This window comes from Lujinxingia vulgaris (genome assembly GCF_007997015.1).
In the GTDB taxonomy this organism is placed as follows: domain Bacteria; phylum Myxococcota_A; class Bradymonadia; order Bradymonadales; family Bradymonadaceae; genus Lujinxingia; species Lujinxingia vulgaris.
In genome coordinates, this window is sequence record NZ_VOSM01000009.1 from 1 (window position 1) to 22,896 (window position 22,896).

The following is a 22,896-nucleotide window of genomic DNA, read 5'->3' on the forward strand; positions in this document are numbered from 1 at the left end:
GCGAGTCAGGGCGGCGACCTGGCCTGCGACATGACGACGGGGGCGAGTCATTGGGGGCTCCAGTGAGGTGGAAGGGTGGGTGTGGGACCTCTCTGGGTTGTTATCGGAGGGAAAATGAGAATGTTGCGTGGCGGATGAAAAAAGGTGGGGAGATGTAGGCAAGCAGGTGACCGGTTTCAGGTGCGTTCTGTCGCGTCGACGTGGCGACCAGGCGCGTAATTGCTGGGCTTTCTTTGACCCACGGTCATCTTCGGGGGTGACCCACGGTCACCCAGGCTCATCAGTCACACGTGCCGATTTTAGGCTTCACAACGCTTACTCTCTCTCTCGCATGCGACGTAGCGGTGTCCCCGCAACCACCACCCGCACTTCCTTCTTGCGCCCCACCCCCGACAGCAACACCGGCGCACCGTCGATGATCCGGTGAGGTTGCCAGCCCCCCACCCGCTCATTATAGTGCGCGCCATCGACGCTCCCCCGAATTCCCGGGCGTCTCCCACCTTACGCCCTCCCCCCTCCCCCTCCTCGAAGTGAGTCGAAGTTATGACCAGGCAGCGCACCACGAAGTTTGTCTTTATCACCGGCGGCGTCCTCTCCAGCCTCGGTAAAGGGATCACCGCCGCAGGCCTGGGCGCGCTGATGGAGAACCGCGGGTTAAGAGTGAGCTTCATCAAGCTCGACCCCTACATCAACGTCGACCCCGGGACGATGAACCCCTTCCAGCACGGGGAGGTCTTTGTCACCGACGACGGCGCGGAGACCGACCTGGACCTTGGTCACTACGAGCGCTTCACCAGCACGCGCATGACCCGGCGCAACAACTTCACCACCGGCCAGGTCTACGACTCGGTCATCGCCAAAGAGCGCCGGGGAGAATATCTGGGGGCCACCGTTCAGGTCATCCCGCACATCACCGACGAGATCAAAGCCCGGGTGCTGGACGCATCCGAGGACTGCGACCTGATGTTCGTGGAGGTCGGTGGCACCGTAGGCGACATCGAATCGCTGCCTTTTCTGGAGGCAATCCGACAGCTGGGCATTGAGCTCGGGCGTGAAAACGCGGTGTTTTTGCACGTGACGCTCGTGCCCTACATGCCGGCGGCCGACGAGGTCAAAACCAAGCCGACCCAGCACTCGGTCAAGGCGCTGCGCGAGATCGGTATTCAGCCCGACTTTCTGGTCTGCCGCTCCGACCGCGACCTTCCGCGCGACATCAAGCGCAAGATCGCGCTCTTCTGCAATGTGCCCACCGAGCGCGTTGTCACCGCCCGCGACGCCAAGTCGATCTACGAGGTCCCGGTGCTCCTGGCCGAGGAGGGCATCGACCACGAGCTGGCCACCGCGCTCAACATCTGGTCGCGCGGCACCGATCTGACCGAGTGGCGCAAGATCGTCGACCGCATCCACAACCCCCGCCAGGAAGTCACCGTGGGCATCGTGGGCAAATACGTCGACCTGACCGACAGCTACAAATCGCTCAACGAGGCGCTCTTTCACGCCGGTATCGCCAACGAGGTGCGGGTTAAGCTCAAGTTCATTGACTCCGAAGATCTGGAGCAACTCGAAGCCGAGCAACTTCTCGGGGAGTGCGACGGCATCCTGGTACCCGGCGGCTTTGGCAAGCGCGGCACCGAAGGTAAGATCCGCGCGGTGCGCTACGCCCGCGAAAACGACGTCCCCTTCTTCGGCATCTGCCTGGGTATGCAGCTCGCGGTGGTGGAGTTCGCCCGCAACGTCGCCGGCCTCAAAGACGCCAACAGCACTGAGTTCAACCCGCAGTCCTCCGCACCGGTCATCGCCCTGATGGCCGAGCAGGAAAACGTCAAAGATAAGGGCGCCTCGATGCGTCTGGGTGCCTACGACTGCGTGCTCAAAGACGACAGTCGCTCGGCGCGCATCTATGGCAACACGCTTATCAGCGAGCGTCACCGCCATCGCTACGAGGTCAACAACGCGCTTCGCCCCGCCCTCGAAGAAGCCGGGCTGGTCTTCAGCGGCACCTCTCCGGACGGGGTGCTCGTGGAAATGATTGAGCTCCCCGACCAGCGCTGGTTTATCGGCTGCCAGGCCCACCCCGAATTTAAGAGCCGCCCGGGCCAGGCCCACCCCCTCTTCGCGAGCTACATCTCGGCCTGCCTCGACAGCCAGCAGCAGCGTAGCGGCGAGGAAACCGACAGCTAAGCTGAAGGCTCAATCCTCGAGTTTGCTATCTGAACTCTGAGCAGCATCCCCATCGCCGGCTTCGATCCAGACGAAGTCGGCGATGTTGTTTTCTTGCAGGTAATCCAGGCGACGGTAGTCGCGCATGCGCTCGCCATACTCGCCAGCCACACTGACCGGCACCACAACCATCACCTGAGCCTCAGCCCGCGTCGCATCGCCCTCCTGACCGGCAATTCGGCGCGCGATGCGCGGGGGAATGCCAAACCCTCGCTCGGCGTGCCCGCGCCCCACCAGAAGCACCATCGCCTCGAGCTCCGGGATCCGGGTCAGTGCAGCCACGGCGTTCTCGGCCATCGTCTCATCCCAGAGCACCTGCGCTGCAAAGAATCGGTCGAGCGCCTCCTCGTCCTCGCCCATGCCATGCGAGGAAAAGATCGCGCCGAGCCACGCCCGATAATCTTGATCGCTCAGATCGAGTTCGGGAAGCGCGCTGCGTTCCTCCTCGCCAAGCGCCTCAAGCCCTCCCTGACCGACTTCCCGCACCAGCTCCCTCGGAGCGTTGAGCGCAATAACCGGCTGACCCAGCTCCCGGGCAACCCGCCACATCGGCGCATACATCGCCCAGTCCATGCCCCAGCGCGCCTCCCACTGCACGCCTTCAAGCATTTGAGCCTCATCGATCTCGGCGGCGACGTAGGCGTCAAGCGCCGGCTGAAAGCGCGCCTCGACCATCTCCACGCCCAGCGCCACCGGGCCTTCGGCCCGCTGGCTTACTCCGCGGTAGATCCGGTCCTGCACAACGTGGTGCCAGGGGTCGTCATGCGACTCCGCCGCGATCACGTAACGCGCCTCCACAAGCCGCGCCATCAGCTCCGGCTCATCCAGGCGCTCGCCAGTGGCCACCTCCCAGATCCCCGGCCCAAGTTCGGCGACGGCCCGGTCAGCCGAAGGCTTCTCGTGCATCTCCTGCGGTGAAGGCGCGGTCGGAGCGCCGGCGCATCCTACCACCATCGCAACCCCAAAACCTGCCAACAGCCTGAACGTCACAACCTGCATATCCAACGCCATACCCGCCTCTCGCCACGCACTCATCAACGTTCTATGTCGTTCCCAACTCTGGCGTGCTCCATCCAACGTGAAGCACGATCACCCGTTATTTATGCGCACCTTATCCGACCCTCGGTCATTGCGCGAATGACCCACGGTCGTCGCTCTCAGCCCACGCTCACCCTGCTCTTTCACCCCGCCGAGACGACGCTCCAGCATCTCTCCCGCGCCCAATCCCTCCCATTTTTCCACCAATCAGAGGCGACCCTGGGTCACTTCAAAACCGACCGTGGGTCATTCCAAAACCGCCCCCGGGTCACCTCAAAAACCGACCCTGGGTCACCTCAAAAACCGACCCTGGGTCACCCAAAAAACCGACCCTGGGTCACCCTAAAAACCGACCCTGGGTCACCCTAAAAACCGACCCTGGGTCACCCTCCGCCACACCGATCAACGCGAAAGCTCCGGCGGATCATCGCCCGACCGAACAAAACTTCCCGCGTCGATCACCACAATTGGTTCCCCCCGAAACATCTCCACCCGCCCCTCCACGTACACAAACTCACGCTGCTCGAAATCCGACTTCGTCATGTCAGAAAAGCGCACCGGCCCCGGAGCCTGCACCATCAACTCCTCGCGGTAGCGGTGACGAAGGTAGAGCTTGGGCGGCCGCCCGCGCGGCGAATATCGATCGACAGACCCGAACACCACCACCCGCTCCCCAAGTTTGAGCCGAAGGCGCGCCATGGCCGTATCCGTGCCCAGCTCAATCACCTCGGGGTGGTCGGCCAGACGCTCGCGAAAAAGCGAAATCTGTCGCGCACGCGGCGCCCACTCTTCAAAACGCTGCGGATAGTCATCGTAGCCCCGTTGACCCGAGCGCCAGATGCCGCGCTGAGCCTTCTGCGCCTGGCGCTGCGCCTCTTCAAAATGCGCGCGATAAGCGTCGCAATGACCGTACTCGGTGGCATAGGGCGACCAGCCCGCGCGCACCGCCTCCACGCCGTAGTTGATCCACTTGCCCGCAGAGTCTTTGGCCCAGATATGCGCCAGATGCCGCCCGAAAAAATCGCGCGTGTGACGCTCGGAGGCGTACTCGACAAAAACCTCGCTCCGCCCCTCAAAGAACTCCCGCGCCCAGGTCGTGGCCTCATTGCCCACGAAAGTACCGTAGCTGCGCGTGAAGGGGCCGTCCCCCTTGCGCTCCTCCTGATACCCCTCCCAGTCCGCTTCGGCCCGCTCAAGCTCCTCGCCGCGCAGCGCTTCTTCGCTGTCCAGACACAGAACGCGCACGCTCTTATCAAAGCCGACCAGGCGCAGGGTGTCGCCGTCGACCACCGCGCCCTCCCGAAGCTCCGCGGGTTGAAGCTCGCCAGCGGGCTCAAGCCTCCCCGCCGGCCCCGGCGCATTCCCGCTCCCGGAGCTCTGCCAGGTCTGCACCGACTGGCGCGCCCGCTCCACCACATCACAGCCCGCCCCCACACAGAGAAGCCCCGCGAGTAACAAAACTACTGTTAGCGTCGCGGGGCTTCTTCGCATCACGTCCTCGTTCGGGTCGCCGGGCCTGTCGCTCCTAAAGCTAAGCGCGATCGACGGCCGCCCGCATCACTCGATCTCGGGCTGGGTCAACTTCCCAAAACGCCCGCCGATCGCCAGGTAGAATCCCCCATCACTGAGCCAGAACGAATCGAGTTCCTCGCCATCAGCCGCCTCCAGGTTAAGCGTATCGGAGGTGGGATTGTGGATGTGCCACTGGTTGAAGCCCGCGCGCAGATACACCGCGCTGTAGGCGTCCGGGAAGTGCCGGCTGACCTCAAAGAAGGGACGCAGCACGGTCAGCGAGGTGTTCATCTCGTCATCACCAACGGCGAGCTGCATCGAGCCCACCATCGCGCTCAGGCCGACGGCCATCTCCCAGGTGTTGTCACCCACCGCGTACGCCGGCTCCAGACCGATGTACCAGGCTCCCACCGAAGGATCGCTCGCCCAGTTAAATGTCGCCCCACCCGTCACCGAGAGGCGCAACCCACGGATGAACATCACCTCCACCGCAAGATCAATATGGGTGGCGCCTTCATCGTCAAAGACCGCGCGGTCGTTGGGCTCAAGCACATACTCGTTGAACCTACCAAAGTCCGTGAAGAACCAGCCCATCTCCACCCGGCTGCCCCAGGTCGTCTCAAAAGGCTCATCGAAGGGATCTTCGTTTTCTTCGCCGTCGGAGCCCAGCAGGCGATCGGCCTCCGCGAAGGGATCTTCCTCCTCGCCCTCTTCCTCTGACGCGTCATCAGCGCCTTCGTCGCTTTCCGCATCTTCGGAAGATGCTTCGTCGGCGCTCTCCTCCGTCTCCGCATCTTCGGAAGACGCTTCGTCGGCACCCTCTTCGGACTCGCCCTCGTCAGAAGACGCGTCGCTTTCGCCGTCTTCGCCGTCTTCGGCGGCCGCATCATCTTCCTCGGACGCCTCGCCATCCTCTCTCGTCTCTTCATCGGCCTGAGCGACCTCTTCCTCGTCGCTCGTTTCTGACGACGCGGCGCTCTCCGTGGATGCCTCCGCAGCGGGTGCCTCCTCAGCCGGAGCGCCCTCCTGAGCAAAGGCCGGAGCCGCGCTCGCGATGAGCGCCGCCATCATTACCACCACCAGACCCGTTCGTTTTGAGTGTCGCGTCATCGTCATTCTCCGATAATAATTCTGCCATACACCTTTCAAAGCCACTCACAACTACAGCGAAATCGCCCTGTTTCAAAACAGTTTCTCGATTCTCACGGCCCCGCTCGGCGCGTACCCCGGCCTTTTCATCGTCCGCAGCCCTCTCCGACGTGCGCCGCAATAACCTCGAGCCCGCCGCATCTTCTCATCTTTGCTTCCCCTACCCGCGCTTCCCTCTGCCCCCCTCTGCCCCCCTCACCGCCCGCACCCTCCCACCAACCCGAGCCCCCGCTCCACGTCCCCCCCTCCCGGCAGGCCTGCTTGTGAGGCCACAGACGATCGGCCATAATCCAGAAGCTTAGCGTTAGCCTCCCTTTTCCGCGTCACCGAGTCGAGTCCGCCGTGAGCCCTGCCCCAGCGCAATTACCCGAGGTCGGGGACCTCATCGCCGGTCGCTACCGCATCATCCGTGAGCTCGGCCGCGGCGGCTACGGCGTCGTCTACCAGGCTCGCCAGGAAGCCATCGCCCGCGATGTGGCGCTGAAGTTTCTTCATCCCGAGGTCGCTCACAACGAGCGTGAGGTCGAGCGTTTTCGCCGCGAAGTCTTCCACGCCAGTGGCCTGCACCATCGTCACACCATCACGCTCTTTGACTACGGCCAGACCCCGCGCGGGCTGCTCTACGTGGCCATGGAGCTGCTCATCGGCGAAAACCTGCGCGAGCGGGTCTTACGCCGCGGCCCAGTAAGTCTGGAGCAGGGAAACCAGCTCCTCGAACAACTTCTGGGAAGCCTGGAGGAGGCCCATGAGCGTCAGCTGGTGCACCGGGACCTCAAACCCGAAAACATCTTCCTCTGCGACACCCCGCCCGGCGCTCCTCTCGACATCAAAGTGTTGGACTTCGGGCTGAGCAAGTTCATCGGCGACCCGGGCGCGACCCTCTACCGCGGCCCCTCCCTGACCGCCGACGGCGAGGTCTGCGGCACCCCTCAGTACATGTCGCCGGAGCACGCGTATGGCGAGCCTGTGGGCCCCCCGGGCGACGTCTACGCGGTGGGACTGGTCCTCTACGAAGCCCTCATCGGAAAACCCGCCTTCGATGGCCCCAACCCGATGGACATCCTGCTCAAGCAGGTCAAAGAACCTCTGCCCGCCCTCCCCGAAGAGATCGCCACAACGGCCCTGGGACGCTTTATCGAGCGGGCCACACGCAAAGAAGTTCGCGGCCGCTTTGCCGATGCGCGCTCTGCGCTCAGCTGGTTTCTCGCCCGGGAGAGCCCCGGAGAGCAGACCCCGGGCTCCCAGCCCGCGCTCGCCCGCCTGGCACGCAGCGCCCCATCGGCGGGCCTGCAGGACTCCGAGTCGCTCCCCGGCACCGAGCCCACAAACCCCGCCCCGCCGGATCTTCCGCTCAATCCTTTCGCCCCCACCGAGCGCGATCTGGCGCCCCGCGCTCCCGAGCAACCTTCGCCCGAGCCACACCCCGAGGCCGCCCCGAGCGCACCAACACCTCGATCCGCGCTGGCCGAATTCGATCTTCGCGCCGCGCAACTTCCGCTGCTGGGCCGCCACGCCGCGCTCGATGCGCTGGAGCGCTGGTATGAATCCGCCGCCCTCAACGGCGGGCTCTTCGTCATTAGCGGTGAGTCCGGGCAGGGCAAGAGCACGCTGGTGGAGACCTGGCAACTTCGCCAGCAGGCCACTCAGCCCGCCCTCCCCCTCTTCGGTCAGTGCCGCAGACGCGGCGCTCCGCTGGAGGCGCTTCGCCGCGCCTTTGAGCCCCTCACCGACGCCCGACGCAGCGCCGAGCCCACGCTTGGGCAGCGTCTTCACGAAGCCCTGGACGCGCTCGCGTCGAGCTCGCAAAACACCTCGGCATATGCGGCGACCGCCGTCATTCACCCGCTGCACCAGGTGATTCACGCCCTCTTTCGCTTCAGCGAGCGCAGCGCGTTGCTGCTGATCCTGGAGGATGTTCACTACGCCGACCCGCTCAGTCGACGCCTGATCGATCAGCTCCTCGAGAACCTCTCCCAGCAGCCCCGCCCCATCGCGCTGGTGTTCACCGCGCGCTCGCAGCGCCACGTCGCTCGCTGGCTTCAAAGCGGCGCGGCACGCGTGGCACACCATCACCTCGATCGCCTCCCCGACGCTACGATGGGCGAGCTCCTCCATCGCCTCGCCCCACCGGCCGGGGGCCTGGAGCGCGATCTTCTCGATCTGGCCGGCGGCAACCCCGCGCTGCTCATTCACATCGTGCGCCATCTGCTCGAGACCGAGCAGCTGCAGGCCTCGGAGCGCTCCGGCGTCTTCGATCTTCAGGATCCCTCGGTGGCGCTCTCCTCACTGGTGCCGCCGGATCTTCAACAGCTTGTGATCACTCGCGCCGAGCGCCTGCTGCGCGACCACCCGCAGGAGCCCCGGCTTCGCGCGCTGCTGCACCGGGTGGTGCTCTTTGGCGATCGCTTCAAAGCAGCCACGCTCGCCCGCGCGATTCACGCCGATGGCCAGCCCGAGCTCGCAACGCACATCGGACCGCTACTCGAGATGTTCCACGAAGTGGGCCTCCTGCGGCGCGAGGGAAACACCGACGACTCACCGCACTACGCCTTTGTTCAACCCCTGCACCGCGCCTCGCTGCTGCGCATGGTGGAGAGCATCGACGACTGGCGCGCCTTTCATAACCACGCAGCCCGCGCACTGATCGAGGCCGAGCCGTCGCCGGACGCCGCGCACTGCGAGGCGGTCGCCGAGCACCTGGAGCGAAGCGCGCAGCGCGAGCGCGCACTCCCCTGGTGGCTGCGCGCCGCCGCCGAAGCCGAGTGTGAACATCGGGTACACGAGGCGCTGCGCCTGCTGCGACGGGCGGAGCCGCAGATCATCGGCACACGCAACATCGACCATGCCTCACTCAGCGCGCTGCGCCTCCAACAGGGGCGCCTCTACCACCAGGCCGGCGAGTTCGGTCCGGCGGAAGACGCCCTGCGCGAGGCGATCTCCCACGCTGAGAGCGCCGACCACGTCGCCAACGAAGCCCAGGCCCGCGAGCACCTCGCCGAGATCGTGCGCCTGCAGGGCCACCTCGATGAAGCCGAGGCGCTGCTCACGCGAACCTCTGAGCTCTGCGTCGTCCTCGATGATCGCGCCGGGCTGCGCCGCGTGCTCCTGGGGCAGGCCGACCTCGCGCGCTTTCGCGGCCGCTACGACCGCGCTCGCCATGATCTTGAGATGGTCCGCCAGGCCGCCCACCTTGAGGGCGATCCGGGCGCCGAGGTCGACGCCACACTCGCGCTCTCACGCTGCGCCTACGCCAGCGGAGAGTTGCGCCAGGCCTGGAGCCTGGTCGGCGAAGCCCTCGACCTCGCTCAACGCATCGGTGATCACCGCGCTCACGCGCTGGCGCTGATCGAAGCATCTCAAATCTGCATGATCGTCGACGGCCTGGAGCGCAGCGAAGCCCTGGCCCGCCAGGCGATGAACGCCGCCCGCCATTACGGCGACGTGCTCGCCATGGCCAACGCAAACTTAAGTCTCGCACTGTGTTTTCGCCGCTCTACCCACCTCGACCGCAGCGCCGACCACCTTCGCCGCGCCCGCGAGCTCCACGAACGCCTGGGGCATCTCTACGGTGTGGCCAAAGATCTTTTGTTGGAGGCCGAACTGCACTGGCTTCGCGGCGACATCGATCGCGCCCGCCAGCTGGCCGACGACGCGGTCAAGCTCCATGAAGATCTCGACGACCGGCACGGCTGGGCGCTCTCAACGATCTTCCGCGCGCTCTTTCGCATCGAGGGCGGCCAGCCCGACCGCGCCATCGAGTTTCTCAACGACGTCATCGGTCTTCAGGAACATCTGGGGCTGGGACTCTACGGCCCCCAGCTCAACTTCTACCTGGGTATGGCCCTGGAAGCGCAGGCCAACATCGACGCCGCGCTCAACCACTACATCAAGGCCCAGCAGCAAGCTCGATCGATGGGGCATCGTGAGATGATCAGTCTGAGCACCATCAGCATCGTCAAACTCAAGCTGATCCTCGGCGACTTCGACGACGCGCGCGAAGAAATCCCCGAAGCCACCCGGCAGGCCGAGCGCACCGGACATGCCTACGCCAATATGTTTGCCCTCCTGGGCACCGCCCTGCTCGCCCACATCGATCAGGACAGCCCGCTGCTTCGCGAAGCGCTCGCACGCCTCCGCCCTTATATCCACGTCCCCCACGCCCCCGACCTGCGCCTGGACCAGCGTCTCGGAGGCATGCAGCGCCTGCTCGACACCCTTCCGGAGACTCTCGAACGTCAGCAGCTTCGCCGCGCGCTCACCGAGATCATCGCCTCACTGAGCACCCGCTGAACCCCATGACCAACCTCGCCACAAACTGACCCTCGCCACAAACTGACCCTGGGTCACTTTTCCGCCCACTCAAAAACCGACCCTGGGTCACTTTTTCACCCACTCAAAAACCGACCTTGGGTCACGTTTCTACCCACCTCACAAACCGACCCTGGGTCACTTTTCCACCCCTCAAAAACTGACCCTGGGTCACGTTTCTACCCACCTCACAAACCGACCCTGGGTCACTTTTCCACCCACCCAAAAAACGACCCTGGGTCACGTTTCGCCCCAGTCAGCCCCCCCGCCACGCTCACTTCATCCCGTACATGCCATCGTCGTAAAGCTGCCCCCGAACCTCCCACAAGATCGGGTAGGCGCGCTTCTTGAGCGTCGAGCTCAGATACTCCACCCCACTGGAGCCTCCCGTACCCGGCTTTGTGCCGATAAGACGCTCGACCACACGCACGTGGTGAAAACGCCACAGCAGAATGTTCTGATCGTGCTCCACCAGCGACTCGGCCAGCGTGTAGAGGTGAAAGCGCTCTTTGGGCTCGCGGTAAAGCGGCTCGAGCGCCGCCATCGTCTGCTCGCGGCGCTCTCCCTCCAACACCTCCCCCTCCTCGGGGATCGCCACATCGAAGCCCTCCCGCTGCAAGAGCTGATAGAAGCGCGTACGCAGCGAAGGCTCCGCCAGCCGCGCATTGAGCCGACGATGATCCTGGTCGGTCTGATCGATATGCCGCATCACCGAGGTGTCCCGGATCCCCGTCAAAAACTCGACCTCCCGAAACTGAATCGACTGAAACCCGCTGGCCGGATTAAGCGCCTGGCGAAACTTCAAAAAATCGCTCGGCGTCATCGTCTCCAGCACGTGGATCTGCTGCACGAGCAACTTCTCAATCTGCAACACCCGCTGCAGAAGCCGCCAGGCCTCGTAGACCTCGCCATTATCCATCTCCTCGGCCACCTGATCGAGCTCAAAGAGGATGAGCTTGAACCAGAGCTCGTAGGCCTGGTGAATGATGATAAAGAGGAGCTCGTCGTGCGCCGGCGGACTCGACTCAAAGTTCTGCAGCTCCAGAAGCTGCGGCACTTTCAGATAAGAGTTGTAGGTCAGACGCTCCCCGGCCGGGGGGAGGTCATCGCCGCCGGAGGTGCCCCCGGTAAAAGGGCAGCCGCTGCGGGTCTTCTCGTCGCTCATGGGGCCAGTCCATCGCAGGGGGGTAACTCGCGCAGAAAGCGCAGGTGGGAGATGGTGCCCCTCGGCCGATCATCACGCTCAGCCGACGGACTCCATAATATCGCCGATCGGTGCAAGGAAGATCTGTGCCATACCTTCCAGAAGTCGGCGAAGGTCGGGATACGCCGAAAACGCCGCACTGGCAAGCGCTTGTCCTCGCAGCGTTTCGATCTCAGCCAGACAGTCCGACAGCGCCCCCTGCTCACGGAACGCGTCGATCGCCCAGCCCACCTCGGCATCACTGCTGGCGCGGCGATCGGCGCGCAAAAGTTGCATCAACCGACGACGATCCGCGTCATTTGCGCGCTGCCAGAAGGCCACCACAAGCGCTGAAATTTTGCCCTCGCGCAGATCGCTCCCCGCCTGATCACGCCCCTTCTCCCCGTAAAGATCCAGGATGTCGTCCTGGATCTGGAAGAGCACGCCCAGGTGCCCGGCGGCCTCCTCCAAAGCCTCGACCACCTCAACAGGCGCCTCACAAAGCTCGGCGGCACCGGCCATCGGAAGCGCAAAAAGACCACTGGTCTTCCCTCGCACCATACGCCGGTAGGCCTCCTGATCGATGTCGTCGGAAGAGCGCGCCTGCAGCGCAAACTCGCGCTCCTGGCCGTCGATCACCTTGAGCACATCGCGAAAAACCCGGGCCAACACCCGCTGACGTGCCCCCGGCGATGCCTTCACCGACTCCAGGCAGATCGGCGCCAGATAAAGCATCGCATCGCCCAGGTTGATCGCCTGAGCCTGCCCGTACTTCTTCCAGACCGTGGGCTGCCCGCGCCGCACCTCATCGCCGTCCTGAAGATCGTCATGCACAAGCGTGGCGTTATGAATCAGCTCACAGGCCGCCCCGAACCCCACCAGCGCCTTGGCCTCCTTACCGAGCGCCCCGGCAACCGCCAGCGGGAGCATCGCGCGCAGCCGCTTTCCGCCGGTCTCCATATGGTAGTCGAGCATCTGCCCCAGCGTCGATCCGGTCAGTCCAGCCGCATCCACCGCCTCGGCGATGCAGCTTAACACCTGCCCCATATGGGCCTTCGTCAGCTCTCGAAATGCCTGCTCCGTCGTCGTCACGTGTCCTGCTCCTGTTGAGACCGCCAGTAAGGGTAGTAGCGCGAGCGGGTGTTCAGGCCGACCTCTTGCGAGAGCCAATCGGTGACCTCACAGAGACCACCTAAATCGGCGTCGACCCGCGCGCCCATCGAGAGCATCAAGTTGACGAGATCCTCGCTGGCCAGGTTGCCCGCCGCACCCGGGGCGTAAGGGCAGCCGCCCATACCACCCACCGCGCCGTCAAAAAGACGCACACCGGCCTGATAAGCAAGCAGCGCGTTGGCCACCGCCAGCCCCTGCGTATCGTGCAGGTGCAGCGCGACCCGATCCTCGCCAAATCGCTCCACGGCCTGCGCGCATCCCTCAGCTACCTGCAGCGGCGTACCCGCGCCAATCGTATCGCCCAGCGAGAGATGTTCGGCCCCGTTGGCCAGAAGCTCCTCGCCAATCTCGAGCACCCGCTCAAAGTCGACATCCCCCTCAAAAGGGCAACCAAAAACGGTCGAAATATAAGCTCGCACCACCATCCCCTGAGCCACCGCCGCCTCGGTAGTGCGTTTGAGCGCCGCCAGACTCTCATCGAGAGAGCGGTTGAGGTTGGACTGGTTATGCGCCTCGGTAGCCGACATAAACACCGCCACATGCTGCACATCGGCCGCGGCCGCCCGCTCCAACCCTTTGAGGTTGGGCACCAGCGCCCAGTAGCGCACCCCCTCCACCCGACGAATCTGACGGGCGACCTCATCGGTCTGCGCCATCTGCGGCACCCAGCGCGGATGCACAAAGCTGCCGATCTCCACGTCGCGCACCCCGGCGTCGACCAGCCCCTCGATCATCGCCGCGCGATCCTCACACGAGAGCACCCGCGACTCATTCTGCAGCCCGTCACGCGGGCCCACCTCAAAAAATCGAATCTCTGCGTCCATCAAGGTCCTCAAGCCCGAATCGGATCGGGCGTTCTGGGGCTTACATTGCGGTCGAGGCCAACTTATCCCCCGCTTCAAAAGAGTGTCAACGCAGCCCTCCCTGCCGCGTTGACACACCTTCGGCCCTGCTCCTATTCTTGGACGAATGGTCCACGGAGCCTCGCATCGTCGCGAACGCTCCGCCCCCGACCCCTGCCTGAGGTATGCGACGTTGGCTCAAGACCTGCTTGTTGTGAATTATGGTCTCGCGCTCATGCTCTGCGAGGACGCAGCGATCCTTGAAGAGACTCTGCGGGCGATTGAGCCCCTTGATCTGCATATTCGCCGCATCGGCGACCTGGCGCTGCTGGTGCCCGCCGACGAGATCGAAGGTGTGCTCGAGACCCTCCACGCCCAGGGGACCTTCCCCCGTGTGCTCGGCCCCCAGCTCGTCTCTGATACGCAGGAGGCCCTGTGAGCATGCGACCTGACCGGCCCTCAACCTCTGGCCCGCTTGGCGCCGAGGAGCTTCGCAGCCTGCTGGAGCGTGGTTACGCCGACACCAGCGTACGGTTTCTGGCCCGCGCCTGGCGCTGCCAGCCCGAGGCTGAAACCCTGATCGCGGCCGTCGATGACACCAGCCTGCGACCTCTCGATCCCGCCTCACTCACCGAGCTTGAGCGCGCGGTCTTCTGGCTCTTGCAGGAGCGCGGCGGCCGCGCCCGCGGCGAGAACCTCCGCCGCGACCTGCTTCTGCGGGGTTTTGGAGAATCCGAGCCCACCCTGGCCTCCCTTATCGCCGCGGGCCTGCTTATCCCCATTCCGGCTGCCGCCGATCACGACTGCGACATCGAGGTGCTGCTCGAGCGCGGCTCCTTTTTGCAGCATGATCTGGCGCTGACCCCGGCCACCCTGGCCAACCTCGACGCCACGCCCGATGCCCTCAACATCGACGTCCCCACCTTCAACGATGTGACCATCGAGCCCACCGTCAGCTCCGTCGATGATCTGGAGCTCAACCTTTTGCATCTGGCCTCGCTGATCCGTCGCGACCCGCTCAAGCTCAACAAAGACGGCACCCCCAACCGCCGCTCTCTGGCGCGCGCTGCCCGCGGCATCAGCATGCCCGGCCAACTCGGCGAGGTCGCCGGCGACCTTGATCTTCACGATCCCCAGCAGCTCGACTACCTCACCTTCCTGGCTGCCCTGGGCCGTGAGCTGGGCATCCTGGGCCCCGACGGCGATCGTTACCGCACCGGTGACGCCGCCTTAGCGGAGCACTTTCATGCCCCCGGCCCCGAGCGCGATCGCCGCCTTGGCGAGGCGCTCCAGCGCCTGCGTTATTGGAACGAAGTCGAGAGCGTGCGCCTGGCCGAGATGACCCTGCGCGGCGCCGACGACCAGCACTTCTCCCAGCGAGAGTCCACCGGTGAACCGCTGATCGGCGCGCGCGGCTTTGTGCTCTCGGTGCTACGGCGGGCCTCGGTGCGCGAATGGGCCTCGGTGGCCGCGATCACCGAGCTCTGCACCCAGATCGACCGTCAGTACCTCGACCGCACCCTCTCGAAGATGGCCGGCCAGTGCGAGCCGGCGCAGTTCATCGACGCGATGATCGAGCGTACCTTAAGCTGGTCGGGGCTCATGCAATTCGGGCGCACCGACGACAACCAGCGCGTCGCCCGTCTCTCGCCGCGCGGTGCCCGTGCGCTCGGTCTGGAGGGCTCGGAGATCCCCGCCCCGCAGGGCGGCTGCCTGATCGTGCAACCCAACTTCGAGGTGATGGTCTTTCTCGATAACGCCCCGGTCTCGGTGCTCCATGAGCTCTACCGGGTGGGCGAACGCCGCAAACTCTCCGATCGCGTCGCCACCTTCCAGCTCGCTGCAGAGTCGGTGCAACGCGGCTATTCGCTGGGCGCCAGCGCCACAGCGCTCGTCAAGCTGCTCAACACCTTCGGACACACTCCCGTGCCCGAGGCTGTGGCCTTCCAGCTCAACGACTGGGAGCGCGTCCATCAGCGCCTGACCATCCACCGCCAGGGCGTGCTCCTTCGCCACCCCGATCCCGAGCGCTTCGATATGATCATCGGGCAGCTCGAACACGATCTTCGCGAGAGCAACCACCGCGCCATCCGCCTGGGCGCCCGCGACGCCTTTGTCACCACCGCCGAGCACGACGCCATCCGACGTGCCGCCGAGGCGCACCCCTCGCTCTCGCTCAGCTCCACCGGCGCCCCCTCGCGCACCCTCTACTTCGTCGACCCGCTGGTGGTCATGGCCGACCCTTACGAGCTCGACGTCGTCACCCAGGTCGAGCTCGGCTACCTGACCGACGTCCTCGAAGATGAGTCGTCCCCGCGCTCGCGCTTCTTCGCGCTCAACATGGAGAAGATCCGCACGCGCTTCCCCGACGAGCCCTTAAACCAGATCGTGGCCTTCCTCGACGCGCGCTGCCCCGGGGGGCTTCCCACCGGTCAGGCGCTCCGCCTGCAGGCTGAGCTCGACCGCCCCGCCCGCGCCCACCTCGCCGAGCAGCTCATCGTCTTGAGTTTCGAAGACCGCCTCAGCGCCGACCGCTTCGCCGGCCTGGAAGAAGCCCCCGACCTCATCGAGCGCCGCCTCGGGCAGCTGCACTTTGTCATCGCCGCCGACGCCCGCGATCTCCTCGATGAGATCCTCGAAGAAACCGGTCTGACGCTCGCCAAGAGCCCGTTTGACCGCGACGAATAAGGCCGACAAGCCTCTTTTGCACCGCGCACCTTTGCTTGCCACGACCGGGGGGGCGCGATACATTGGCCGCAGACTCTCTGGTCGCCAACATGTTCTGCGCAGCGACTTAGCGCCGCCGGTCTTCTCATGCCCGACGACGCTACTCTCCACAGACGCCCCGAGCTGTGCGCCCATCCAGCCGGCGATCCCACATGGACGCCTCCCCCGCGAGGCCGCATCCCCGACACGCGATGGAACGCTACTACGTCAAACGCCCCACCGGTAAGGTCTTTGGCCCCTTTGACCAGAACGCCATCCGGCTGATGCTCAAGGGCAACAAGCTCGGTACCGATGCGCAGGTCTCGACCGACAAAGAGAGCTGGACTCCAATCTCGGAGGTCGCGGCCTTCGCCGATGACGCCGGCAACACCACGCGCGCCGGCCTCGGGGTGCAGGATCTTCCGACCTCGGCAGGCGGCCCGGCGCTCCCCACCCCGCGCAACGCCCCCGATCTGCCCCGGCCCAAACTCAGCGACCTGCCGCGGCCCAAACTCGGCGATCTTCCCAAACCCAAGAGCGACGCCGCCGATCTGCCCGCGCCGCGCAGCGCCCCCGATCTGCCCCGGCCTAAACTCAGCGATCTGCCTCGCGTGGCGGGCTCCAACCTGCCCAAACCTGCCGGCTCCGATCTTCCGACCTCCGCCGGATCGAACCTCCCAACCTCGGCAGGCAACAATCTCCCGACCTCGGCAGGTGGAAACCTTCCGACCTCGGCAGGCAACAACCTCCCGACCTCGGCCAACGCCAACCTCCCAACCTCGGCCGATGACGACGATCTCTTCGCCGCTCCCATCACCGACGACGATGACCTCTTCGCCGCTCCCGTGGGCGCCGGTGCGGCCGAGGACGACGACCTCTTCGCCGCTCCCGTCGGCGCCGGTGCGGCCGAGGACGACGACCTCTTCGCTGCTCCCGTCGGCGCCGGTGCGGCCGAGGACGACGACCTCTTCGCTGCTCCCATGGGCGCCGGCGCCAACCAGGCCGATGACGATGATCTCTTCGCTGCTCCGGTAAGCAGCAATGGGCCGCATAGCGACGACCTCTTCGCTGCTCCCATGGGCGCCGAGCCCAGCGATGATCTCTTCGGCCCGGCGCCGGGCATGGACGAAGACAGCGACGACCTCTTCGCCGCTCCGGCCCCCGATGAGGATCCTTTCGCCGCTCCGGCTGCCGACGACGATCCTTTCGCCGCCCCGGCCCCCGAGCCCGATCCTTTCGACCAGGGCGACGATCTTTTCGAGGCTCCGAAGCTCGACGACGACTCCCTCTTCTCCGATGCCCCCGCCGACGAAGACGACTTCCTGGGCGGCGATCAGGGCTTCTCCTTTTTGGACGAAGAGCCCGAGGGCGACGACTGGGATAGCCAGCTCGTCGGCAACGACTCCTTCGACGCCGACGACCTCGGCGTCAACGAGGCCGACTGGGGCGACGACATGATGGGAGGCCCGGCTCCGGCCGCAGCCGCCCCACCTCCCCGCCAACCCGCCGCTCCCAGCTCACGACCGCAGCCACAACAGGCCGGCGCTCCCGCAGCCTCCGGTCACGATCCTTTCCGCCCCGCCTCCACCGGCATCAAAGACGAGCAACCGGCCAGCCCCGGGGCCCCTGCCGCAGCCAACGTCGCCAAAGCGGTCGACGCCGATAAAAAACGCGGCGCCATGGCCGCCATCGGCGTTCCCGTGCTCGCTGTGCTCGTTCTGGGCGCGGCCGGCTTTGGCATCTACACCTCCTTCTTCGCCCAGGAAGAAGTCGTCCAGCAGGCCCCGGCCCCGACCGCCCCGAAGATCACCTCGCTCAACCCCGAGCTGGTCCTCCAAGACAACTACGCCTCATACCTGGAGCTCTTCGCCCAGGCTGAAAAAGGTCAGCTCGATCCGCAGAGCTCCGCGCTGCTGCTGCTCGGACGCTCCTTCTACCTGACCCGCTACCAGGACGACGCCGTCGCCGCTTCGGCCGAAACCCTCGCCGAATCCCTGGCCGCCGAGAGCGCCGACCCCATGGTTGCCGCCGCCCTGGCCGCCAACGAGGCTCGTCTGGCCCAGGCCGACGCCGCCGAAGCCCTGGCCGAACCCGCCCTGACCGACCCCGACGCCGCCTACTGGGCCCACTTAAGCGCCGGCGTCGCCTACGCTCTCGCCAGCCTCGACGGTCAGTACGAAGGCGCTCCCACACCGGCTGCCTCCGAAGATGCAACCTCCGAAGACGCGGCCCCCGAAAACGCCGCCCCGGCTGAAGAACAAGCCAACGCCGCCGAGGACGAAACGCAAGAAGGTGAAGCCCTCGCCGAGGCCAACGAAGAAGCCGGCGAGGAAGCCCAGAATGATGCAGAAAGCGCATCCGACACCGCCCGGGCCTCCCTGCTTGAGCGCGCCGAACGCCACCTGACCGCCGCCAGCAAAGCCAACGAGGCCGCAGCCGCCCCTCATTACTGGCATGCCCGCGTCCTGTCCGGAAAAGACGACAACGCCGCCGCTCTCGAAGCCCTGGAGCGCGCCAGCAACGCCGACCCCAACCACGTCGCCACGCGCCTCCTCGCCGGCAAGCTCTACTACGAGGGCGGCGACCTCAACGACGCCACCGAGCACCTCGAGAAGATCATCAGCGAGCTCAGCGCCTCGGCTTCCCCGGCGGAGCGCGGCGAGGCCTACCACGTTATGGGTATGGTCCATATGGCGCGGCAGCAGAGCGATGAGTCCATCGCCATGTTCACCGAGGCGCTCAACATCGACAGCTCCCGTGTCGACAGCCTGCGCGCGCTGGCCGAGCAGTACGAGCGCGCCGAGATGTATCAGGAGGCGCTCAACTTCTTCACCACCAACAAGAACCTCGGCCAGCAAGACCCTGAAGTGATGCTGGGCATCGTGCGCTCGCACATGGGTCTGGAGCAGTACAACGAGGCCATCCTCAAGCTCGAAGAGGGCGAGAAGGAGTTCCCCGAAGACGCCCGCTTCCCCTTCTACCTGGGACGCCTCAACATGCAGCGCGGCACCTTCTATGAAGCCCGCCGCGCCTTTGAGCGTGCCGTCGAAATCGACCCCAGCCTGCTCACCGCCCACGCCGCGCTGGCCCAACTCGCCTGGCGCATCGACAACGACGTGGCCCGCGGCGAAGAGCACGTCCGCGCCATCACCGAGCGCCCCGAAGGCATCGACGCTGCCATCGCCTCCCAGGTGGCCAACTACTACCGCCTCTCCGAGCGCCGAGAGCTTGCCCGCCAGTGGAACGAGGAGGCTCTGCGCCTCGACCCCAACTTCTGGAACGCGCGCATTAACCTCTCGCGCCTGCTCCTGGAAGACGGCAAGAGCGAACGCGCCCTGGAACTTCTGGAGCGTGCCCGTGCCGAGGGCATCCAGGACATTCGCCTCTCGGCCTACCTTGCCGACGCCTACCGTCAGGCCGGTCAGTTCGACCGCGCCATCGACGAGATCAACAAGGTCATTGAAGCCGAGCCCTCCAACGAGGAGTACATCTTCATTCGCGGCCGCATCTACTTTGACCGCGGCAACTTCGAAACCGCGCGCGAAGACTTCAACAAGGCCTACGAGCTCAACCCTCGCTACCACGAAGCGTACTTCTACGTGGGTCGCACCGCGTTGGCCGAGAAGGACTTCAACACCGCCAAGCGCATCTTCGGTCACGTGCTCGACTACCAGCCCAACAATGGCGAGTTCCACTACTTCATGGGCCGCACCTTCGAAGATGAAGAGAGCGAGACCCAGGCCCTGACCCAGTACCAGCGCGCCACCACGGTCGACCCGGCCTACGGCGTTAAAAACCCCGAGATCTACGTGCGTCGTGGTCTTCTGCTCGCCCGCACCGGCGCCACTCGCGCCGGCAAGGCCGACATCATGCGCGCGCTGGAGCTCAAACCCGACATGGTCGAGGCGCGCTTTGCCCTGGGTGAAGCGAACTTCCGCGAGCAAAACTATGCCGACGCCATCGAGCACTACAGCGGGGCACTTGAGAAGTCGCCGGAGCGTCCGCTGGCTCAGTACCAGTACGGCATGGCCCTGATCTATGAGGGGCAGCGTGAGCAAGGCGCGCGCCACCTGCAGCAGGCCATTCGCTTTGGCTACGACAACCCCGAGATATACCGCCGCCTGGGCTACCTCTACCGCGAGCTCAACCAGCGCGCGCAGGCCGTTGAATCGTTCAAGACCTACCTTCGTGAGACCGCCAACCTGACCGTTCCCGACGCCACCCGCCGCGAGATGCTCCAGCAGATCGAAGAGCTCGGCGGCTGATCCACGCTCTGCATGCACTTCCGCATCCCCCGGCGCTGACGCAGCGCAGGTCTCTCTGACGCAGTTGAACACCCCCTATGGAGAACCTCCTCATCATTAGCGCTGACGCCTCGGTGGTCTCGAGGCTCAAGCAAGCGCTCTCCCAGACGGCCAGCATCTCGCAGGCCAACGGGTGGGATGCCGCCCGGCGCCAGCTGATGCAGAAGCCCGCCCAGGTCGTGGTGGTGGGTCCGGACCTGGCCGATCCCTCGCAAAGTGCCCACTTCGTCGCCCTCGACAGCGTCTTAAGCCAGGACGCCACCCCGGCCTTTGTGCTCGCCGCGCGCCTCACCCCGGCCCTCTCCCAGATGGGCGAGGCCTTTGCGAGCGTGGCCGGGGTCGTGCCCCTTCCTCGCAACCCGGGTGACTGGGACGAGCTCGTCGACGCCCTCAAAAAGGCGCTGAGCGCCCGCCAGCGCGCTCGCCAGAAACAGGCGCGCGACAGCGGAGAGTCCGCCACCGAGCTCTCGGTGCGCCTGCCAAAACCCTCCGCCGGCCAGCTCAGCTCGATCCCCTTTGCGCGCCTGCTCTACAGCATCTCCATGCACCAGGAGTCCGGCCAGCTCACGTTGCGATCTGGAAAAATCACCCGGGAGTTCGGCTTCAAAGGCGGTCACTTTCTGGAGCCGGCCAACAATGCATTGGCCGACAGCAACGCGCTGACCAGCGTCTTCGCCTGGCCCGATGGTGAGTTCAGCTTCAGCCGCACCGATAACCTCGAGGGCAGCCGCACCTCGCTGGTTCCCCTGATGATTCAGGGCGTCACCACGCATCTTCCCCAGCGTCAGGTCATGGACAGCCTGATGCCGATGATGGCCTCCTACCCGGTGCTCACCCAGTTCTGGGAGAAACGCCGCGCCTCATTGCGCTGGAAGGTGCTGGCAAAGTTGCTGGGCGGCTGCGACGGCCAGAAATCGCTGGAGGAGTTGCTCAGCCTGATGGGCAGCGACGTCACCGAGGGCTTCCGCGCCGCCCTCTTCGCGCGCGATATCGATCTGTGGGTCTTCCGAAGTGAGCCCACGCCGCGACCGGTGCAGATCCAATACGCCCACCTCAGCGCCTCCGGCAGCGCCACGGCGACCAGCACCGCGCGTCCTGTGTCGTCACGCCCGCAGCGCACCACATCCTCGCCATCGGTGCAGGCCCCCTCATCTAAGGGCATTCGCCCGGCCACCGGACGCACCCAGAGCCTGGATGTGCAGCTGCGTGATAAGCTCAAGACCATTGAGCGCATGAGCCCCTACGACATCTTCGGGCTGTGGAAGGGCTGCGGGCGCGAGGTGGTCAAAGAGCGCTTCTATGTGCTCGTCAAAGAGCATCACCCCGATGTTTACGGCGGCAACGTCTCTTCCGAGATCAAAGAGACCGCCCAGCGCATCTTCATTGGCGTGCGCAACGCGTACACCGAGTTGATGAAGGTTGAAAACAAACAGACGGTGCCCCCTCCGGCCGAGCCAACCGAATCGAAGGCACCCACAACATCGAGCCCGGCGAGCTCCACTTCGGCCGCCTCCTCTCAGAGTCCCCGGCCCGGCCGAAAGCGCCTGAGCACCCTGCATCCGGGCCAGTTCAACCCCGGTGGCGATGGGCTGGCCGAAGATTCTCAGGTCCGCTTTACCCCGCGCACCCAGACCCCCGGTCGCGCCCGGCATCACTCCACGCCGATCGGGATGGGCCGCACGCCCACCAACCAGCATCCCGATCTGAAGTCGCAACTCGGCGACGCCGCCACCACCGCGACGCGCCCCACAGCCGCGGCGCGCCCCACGCCCACTCGCCCCACGCCAGGCTCGGACACCCCGCAGCGCGACCGTACCGCATCGCTCTCCGGGGCGCGTCGCAAGCGAACTTCCTCGCTCTCGGGCGCCGGCCTCGATCATGAATCCTCCGATCCAGGCTGGCGCCGCGAGCAGCTCGAGCGCCTGGGTCGAAGCCCCACCCGTAGCCGGCGCCCCACCCCGGCGCCGCTCAACAACGCCGGCATCCCCACCGCCGCCGACCCGGCCCGCGACGCCTTCAATGCCGGCTACCCCCTCTTCAAGCAGCTCGCCTTCCGCGAGGCCCTGCCCCATCTGCAGCGGGCGCTCCATGGCGAGCCGGACAACGGCCTCTACATGACCTTTGAGGCCTACGCCCGCTTCCAGCTCGACGCCTCCGAGGCCGACAACGCGCTCGCGCAGTTGCAGAAGGCCATCGGCACCGGTCATCGCCAGGCCATGCCCGACGCCTACCTCTTCGCCGGCATCATCCTCAAAGCCCGCGGCAAAGAACGAAAGGCCTACGAGCACTTCAAACAGGCCTACAAGCTCAACCCGGCGAGCCTGGAGGCCGAGCGCGAAATTCGCCTCTACGAGCGGCGCCACCCCCAGAGCGAGAGCGAGGGTGGAGGGTTCTTCAAAAACCTGTTTAAAAAATAGCGCGTCGCGCCTACGATGGTATCGTCTCTTCCACGTATGCGAGC

12 protein-coding genes are annotated in these 22,896 nt (G+C 65.4%); 6 read left to right on the forward strand and 6 right to left on the reverse strand.

From position 1 onward, the window contains the following. The first annotated feature begins 543 nt into the window (after positions 1-543). On the forward strand, positions 544-2,181 hold the full coding sequence (gene pyrG / locus FRC98_RS15955; RefSeq protein ID WP_146982444.1) for a CTP synthase: 1,638 nt from the start codon (positions 544-546) through the stop codon (positions 2,179-2,181). Positions 2,182-2,190: 9 nt separating this feature from the next. Here the strand turns inward: pyrG and FRC98_RS15960 are convergent, their stop codons facing one another. The 3 genes from FRC98_RS15960 to FRC98_RS21650 form a co-directional block, all read right to left on the reverse strand. Further along, positions 2,191-3,255 (reverse strand): ChaN family lipoprotein, encoded by a 1,065-nt coding sequence (locus FRC98_RS15960; protein ID WP_146982445.1) that lies wholly within the window; start codon positions 3,253-3,255, stop codon positions 2,191-2,193. 405 nt (positions 3,256-3,660) lie between these two features. Further along, a complete protein-coding gene (locus FRC98_RS15965) occupies positions 3,661-4,749 on the reverse strand; it encodes a thermonuclease family protein (protein WP_146982446.1) in 1,089 nt (362 codons plus the stop codon). Positions 4,750-4,815: 66 nt separating this feature from the next. Beyond that, positions 4,816-5,880, reverse strand: a complete 1,065-nt coding sequence (locus FRC98_RS21650; protein ID WP_230467685.1) for a hypothetical protein — start codon at positions 5,878-5,880, stop codon at positions 4,816-4,818. 381 nt (positions 5,881-6,261) lie between these two features. Here FRC98_RS21650 and FRC98_RS15980 point away from each other — a divergent pair, with 381 nt between their 5' ends. Further along, the gene (locus tag FRC98_RS15980) at positions 6,262-10,209 is read left to right on the forward strand and encodes a serine/threonine-protein kinase (RefSeq protein WP_146982449.1); all 3,948 of its coding nucleotides are present in this window, start codon (positions 6,262-6,264) and stop codon (positions 10,207-10,209) included. Positions 10,210-10,501: 292 nt separating this feature from the next. On the opposite strand, the gene FRC98_RS15985 is transcribed toward FRC98_RS15980, so the two are convergent. The 3 genes from FRC98_RS15985 to FRC98_RS15995 form a co-directional block, all read right to left on the reverse strand. Beyond that, a complete protein-coding gene (locus FRC98_RS15985; RefSeq protein WP_146982450.1) occupies positions 10,502-11,392 on the reverse strand; it encodes a tryptophan 2,3-dioxygenase in 891 nt (296 codons plus the stop codon). Between the two features lie 78 nt (positions 11,393-11,470). Then, positions 11,471-12,502: a polyprenyl synthetase family protein gene (locus tag FRC98_RS15990; protein WP_146982451.1), complete on the reverse strand. Its 1,032-nt coding sequence runs from the start codon at positions 12,500-12,502 to the stop codon at positions 11,471-11,473. After that, complete coding sequence (locus tag FRC98_RS15995; RefSeq protein WP_146982452.1) at positions 12,499-13,407, reverse strand: hydroxymethylglutaryl-CoA lyase; 909 nt, start codon at positions 13,405-13,407, stop codon at positions 12,499-12,501. The genes FRC98_RS15990 and FRC98_RS15995 overlap by 4 nt, the downstream gene beginning before the upstream one ends. A gap of 232 nt (positions 13,408-13,639) precedes the next feature. Between FRC98_RS15995 and FRC98_RS16000 the strand changes: the two genes are divergently transcribed. The 4 genes from FRC98_RS16000 to FRC98_RS16015 all read left to right on the forward strand — a co-directional run bounded on the left by FRC98_RS16000 (position 13,640) and on the right by FRC98_RS16015 (position 22,852). Then, complete coding sequence (locus tag FRC98_RS16000; RefSeq protein WP_146982453.1) at positions 13,640-13,864, forward strand: hypothetical protein; 225 nt, start codon at positions 13,640-13,642, stop codon at positions 13,862-13,864. Between the two features lie 2 nt (positions 13,865-13,866). After that, on the forward strand, positions 13,867-16,113 hold the full coding sequence (locus tag FRC98_RS16005) for a helicase-associated domain-containing protein (RefSeq protein WP_230467705.1): 2,247 nt from the start codon (positions 13,867-13,869) through the stop codon (positions 16,111-16,113). A 230-nt stretch (positions 16,114-16,343) separates the two neighbouring features. Beyond that, entirely contained in the window at positions 16,344-20,396 is a 4,053-nt protein-coding gene (locus FRC98_RS16010) for a tetratricopeptide repeat protein (protein WP_146982455.1), read from the forward strand. Between the two features lie 77 nt (positions 20,397-20,473). Continuing rightward, complete coding sequence (locus FRC98_RS16015; protein ID WP_146982456.1) at positions 20,474-22,852, forward strand: DUF4388 domain-containing protein; 2,379 nt, start codon at positions 20,474-20,476, stop codon at positions 22,850-22,852. Positions 22,853-22,896: the final 44 nt, after the last annotated feature.

What these genes read in the sequence shown, in the direction of transcription:
- pyrG (WP_146982444.1), top strand. Translation starts at nt 544, where the DNA reads ATGACCAGGCAGCGCACCACGAAGTTTGTCTTTATCACCGGCGGCGTC.
- FRC98_RS15960 (WP_146982445.1), bottom strand. Translation starts at nt 3,255, where the DNA reads ATGAGTGCGTGGCGAGAGGCGGGTATGGCGTTGGATATGCAGGTTGTG.
- FRC98_RS15965 (WP_146982446.1), bottom strand. Translation starts at nt 4,749, where the DNA reads ATGCGAAGAAGCCCCGCGACGCTAACAGTAGTTTTGTTACTCGCGGGG.
- FRC98_RS21650 (WP_230467685.1), bottom strand. Translation starts at nt 5,880, where the DNA reads ATGACGCGACACTCAAAACGAACGGGTCTGGTGGTGGTAATGATGGCG.
- FRC98_RS15985 (WP_146982450.1), bottom strand. Translation starts at nt 11,392, where the DNA reads ATGAGCGACGAGAAGACCCGCAGCGGCTGCCCTTTTACCGGGGGCACC.
- FRC98_RS15995 (WP_146982452.1), bottom strand. Translation starts at nt 13,407, where the DNA reads ATGGACGCAGAGATTCGATTTTTTGAGGTGGGCCCGCGTGACGGGCTG.
- FRC98_RS16005 (WP_230467705.1), top strand. Translation starts at nt 13,867, where the DNA reads ATGCGACCTGACCGGCCCTCAACCTCTGGCCCGCTTGGCGCCGAGGAG.
- FRC98_RS16010 (WP_146982455.1), top strand. Translation starts at nt 16,344, where the DNA reads ATGGAACGCTACTACGTCAAACGCCCCACCGGTAAGGTCTTTGGCCCC.
- FRC98_RS16015 (WP_146982456.1), top strand. Translation starts at nt 20,474, where the DNA reads ATGGAGAACCTCCTCATCATTAGCGCTGACGCCTCGGTGGTCTCGAGG.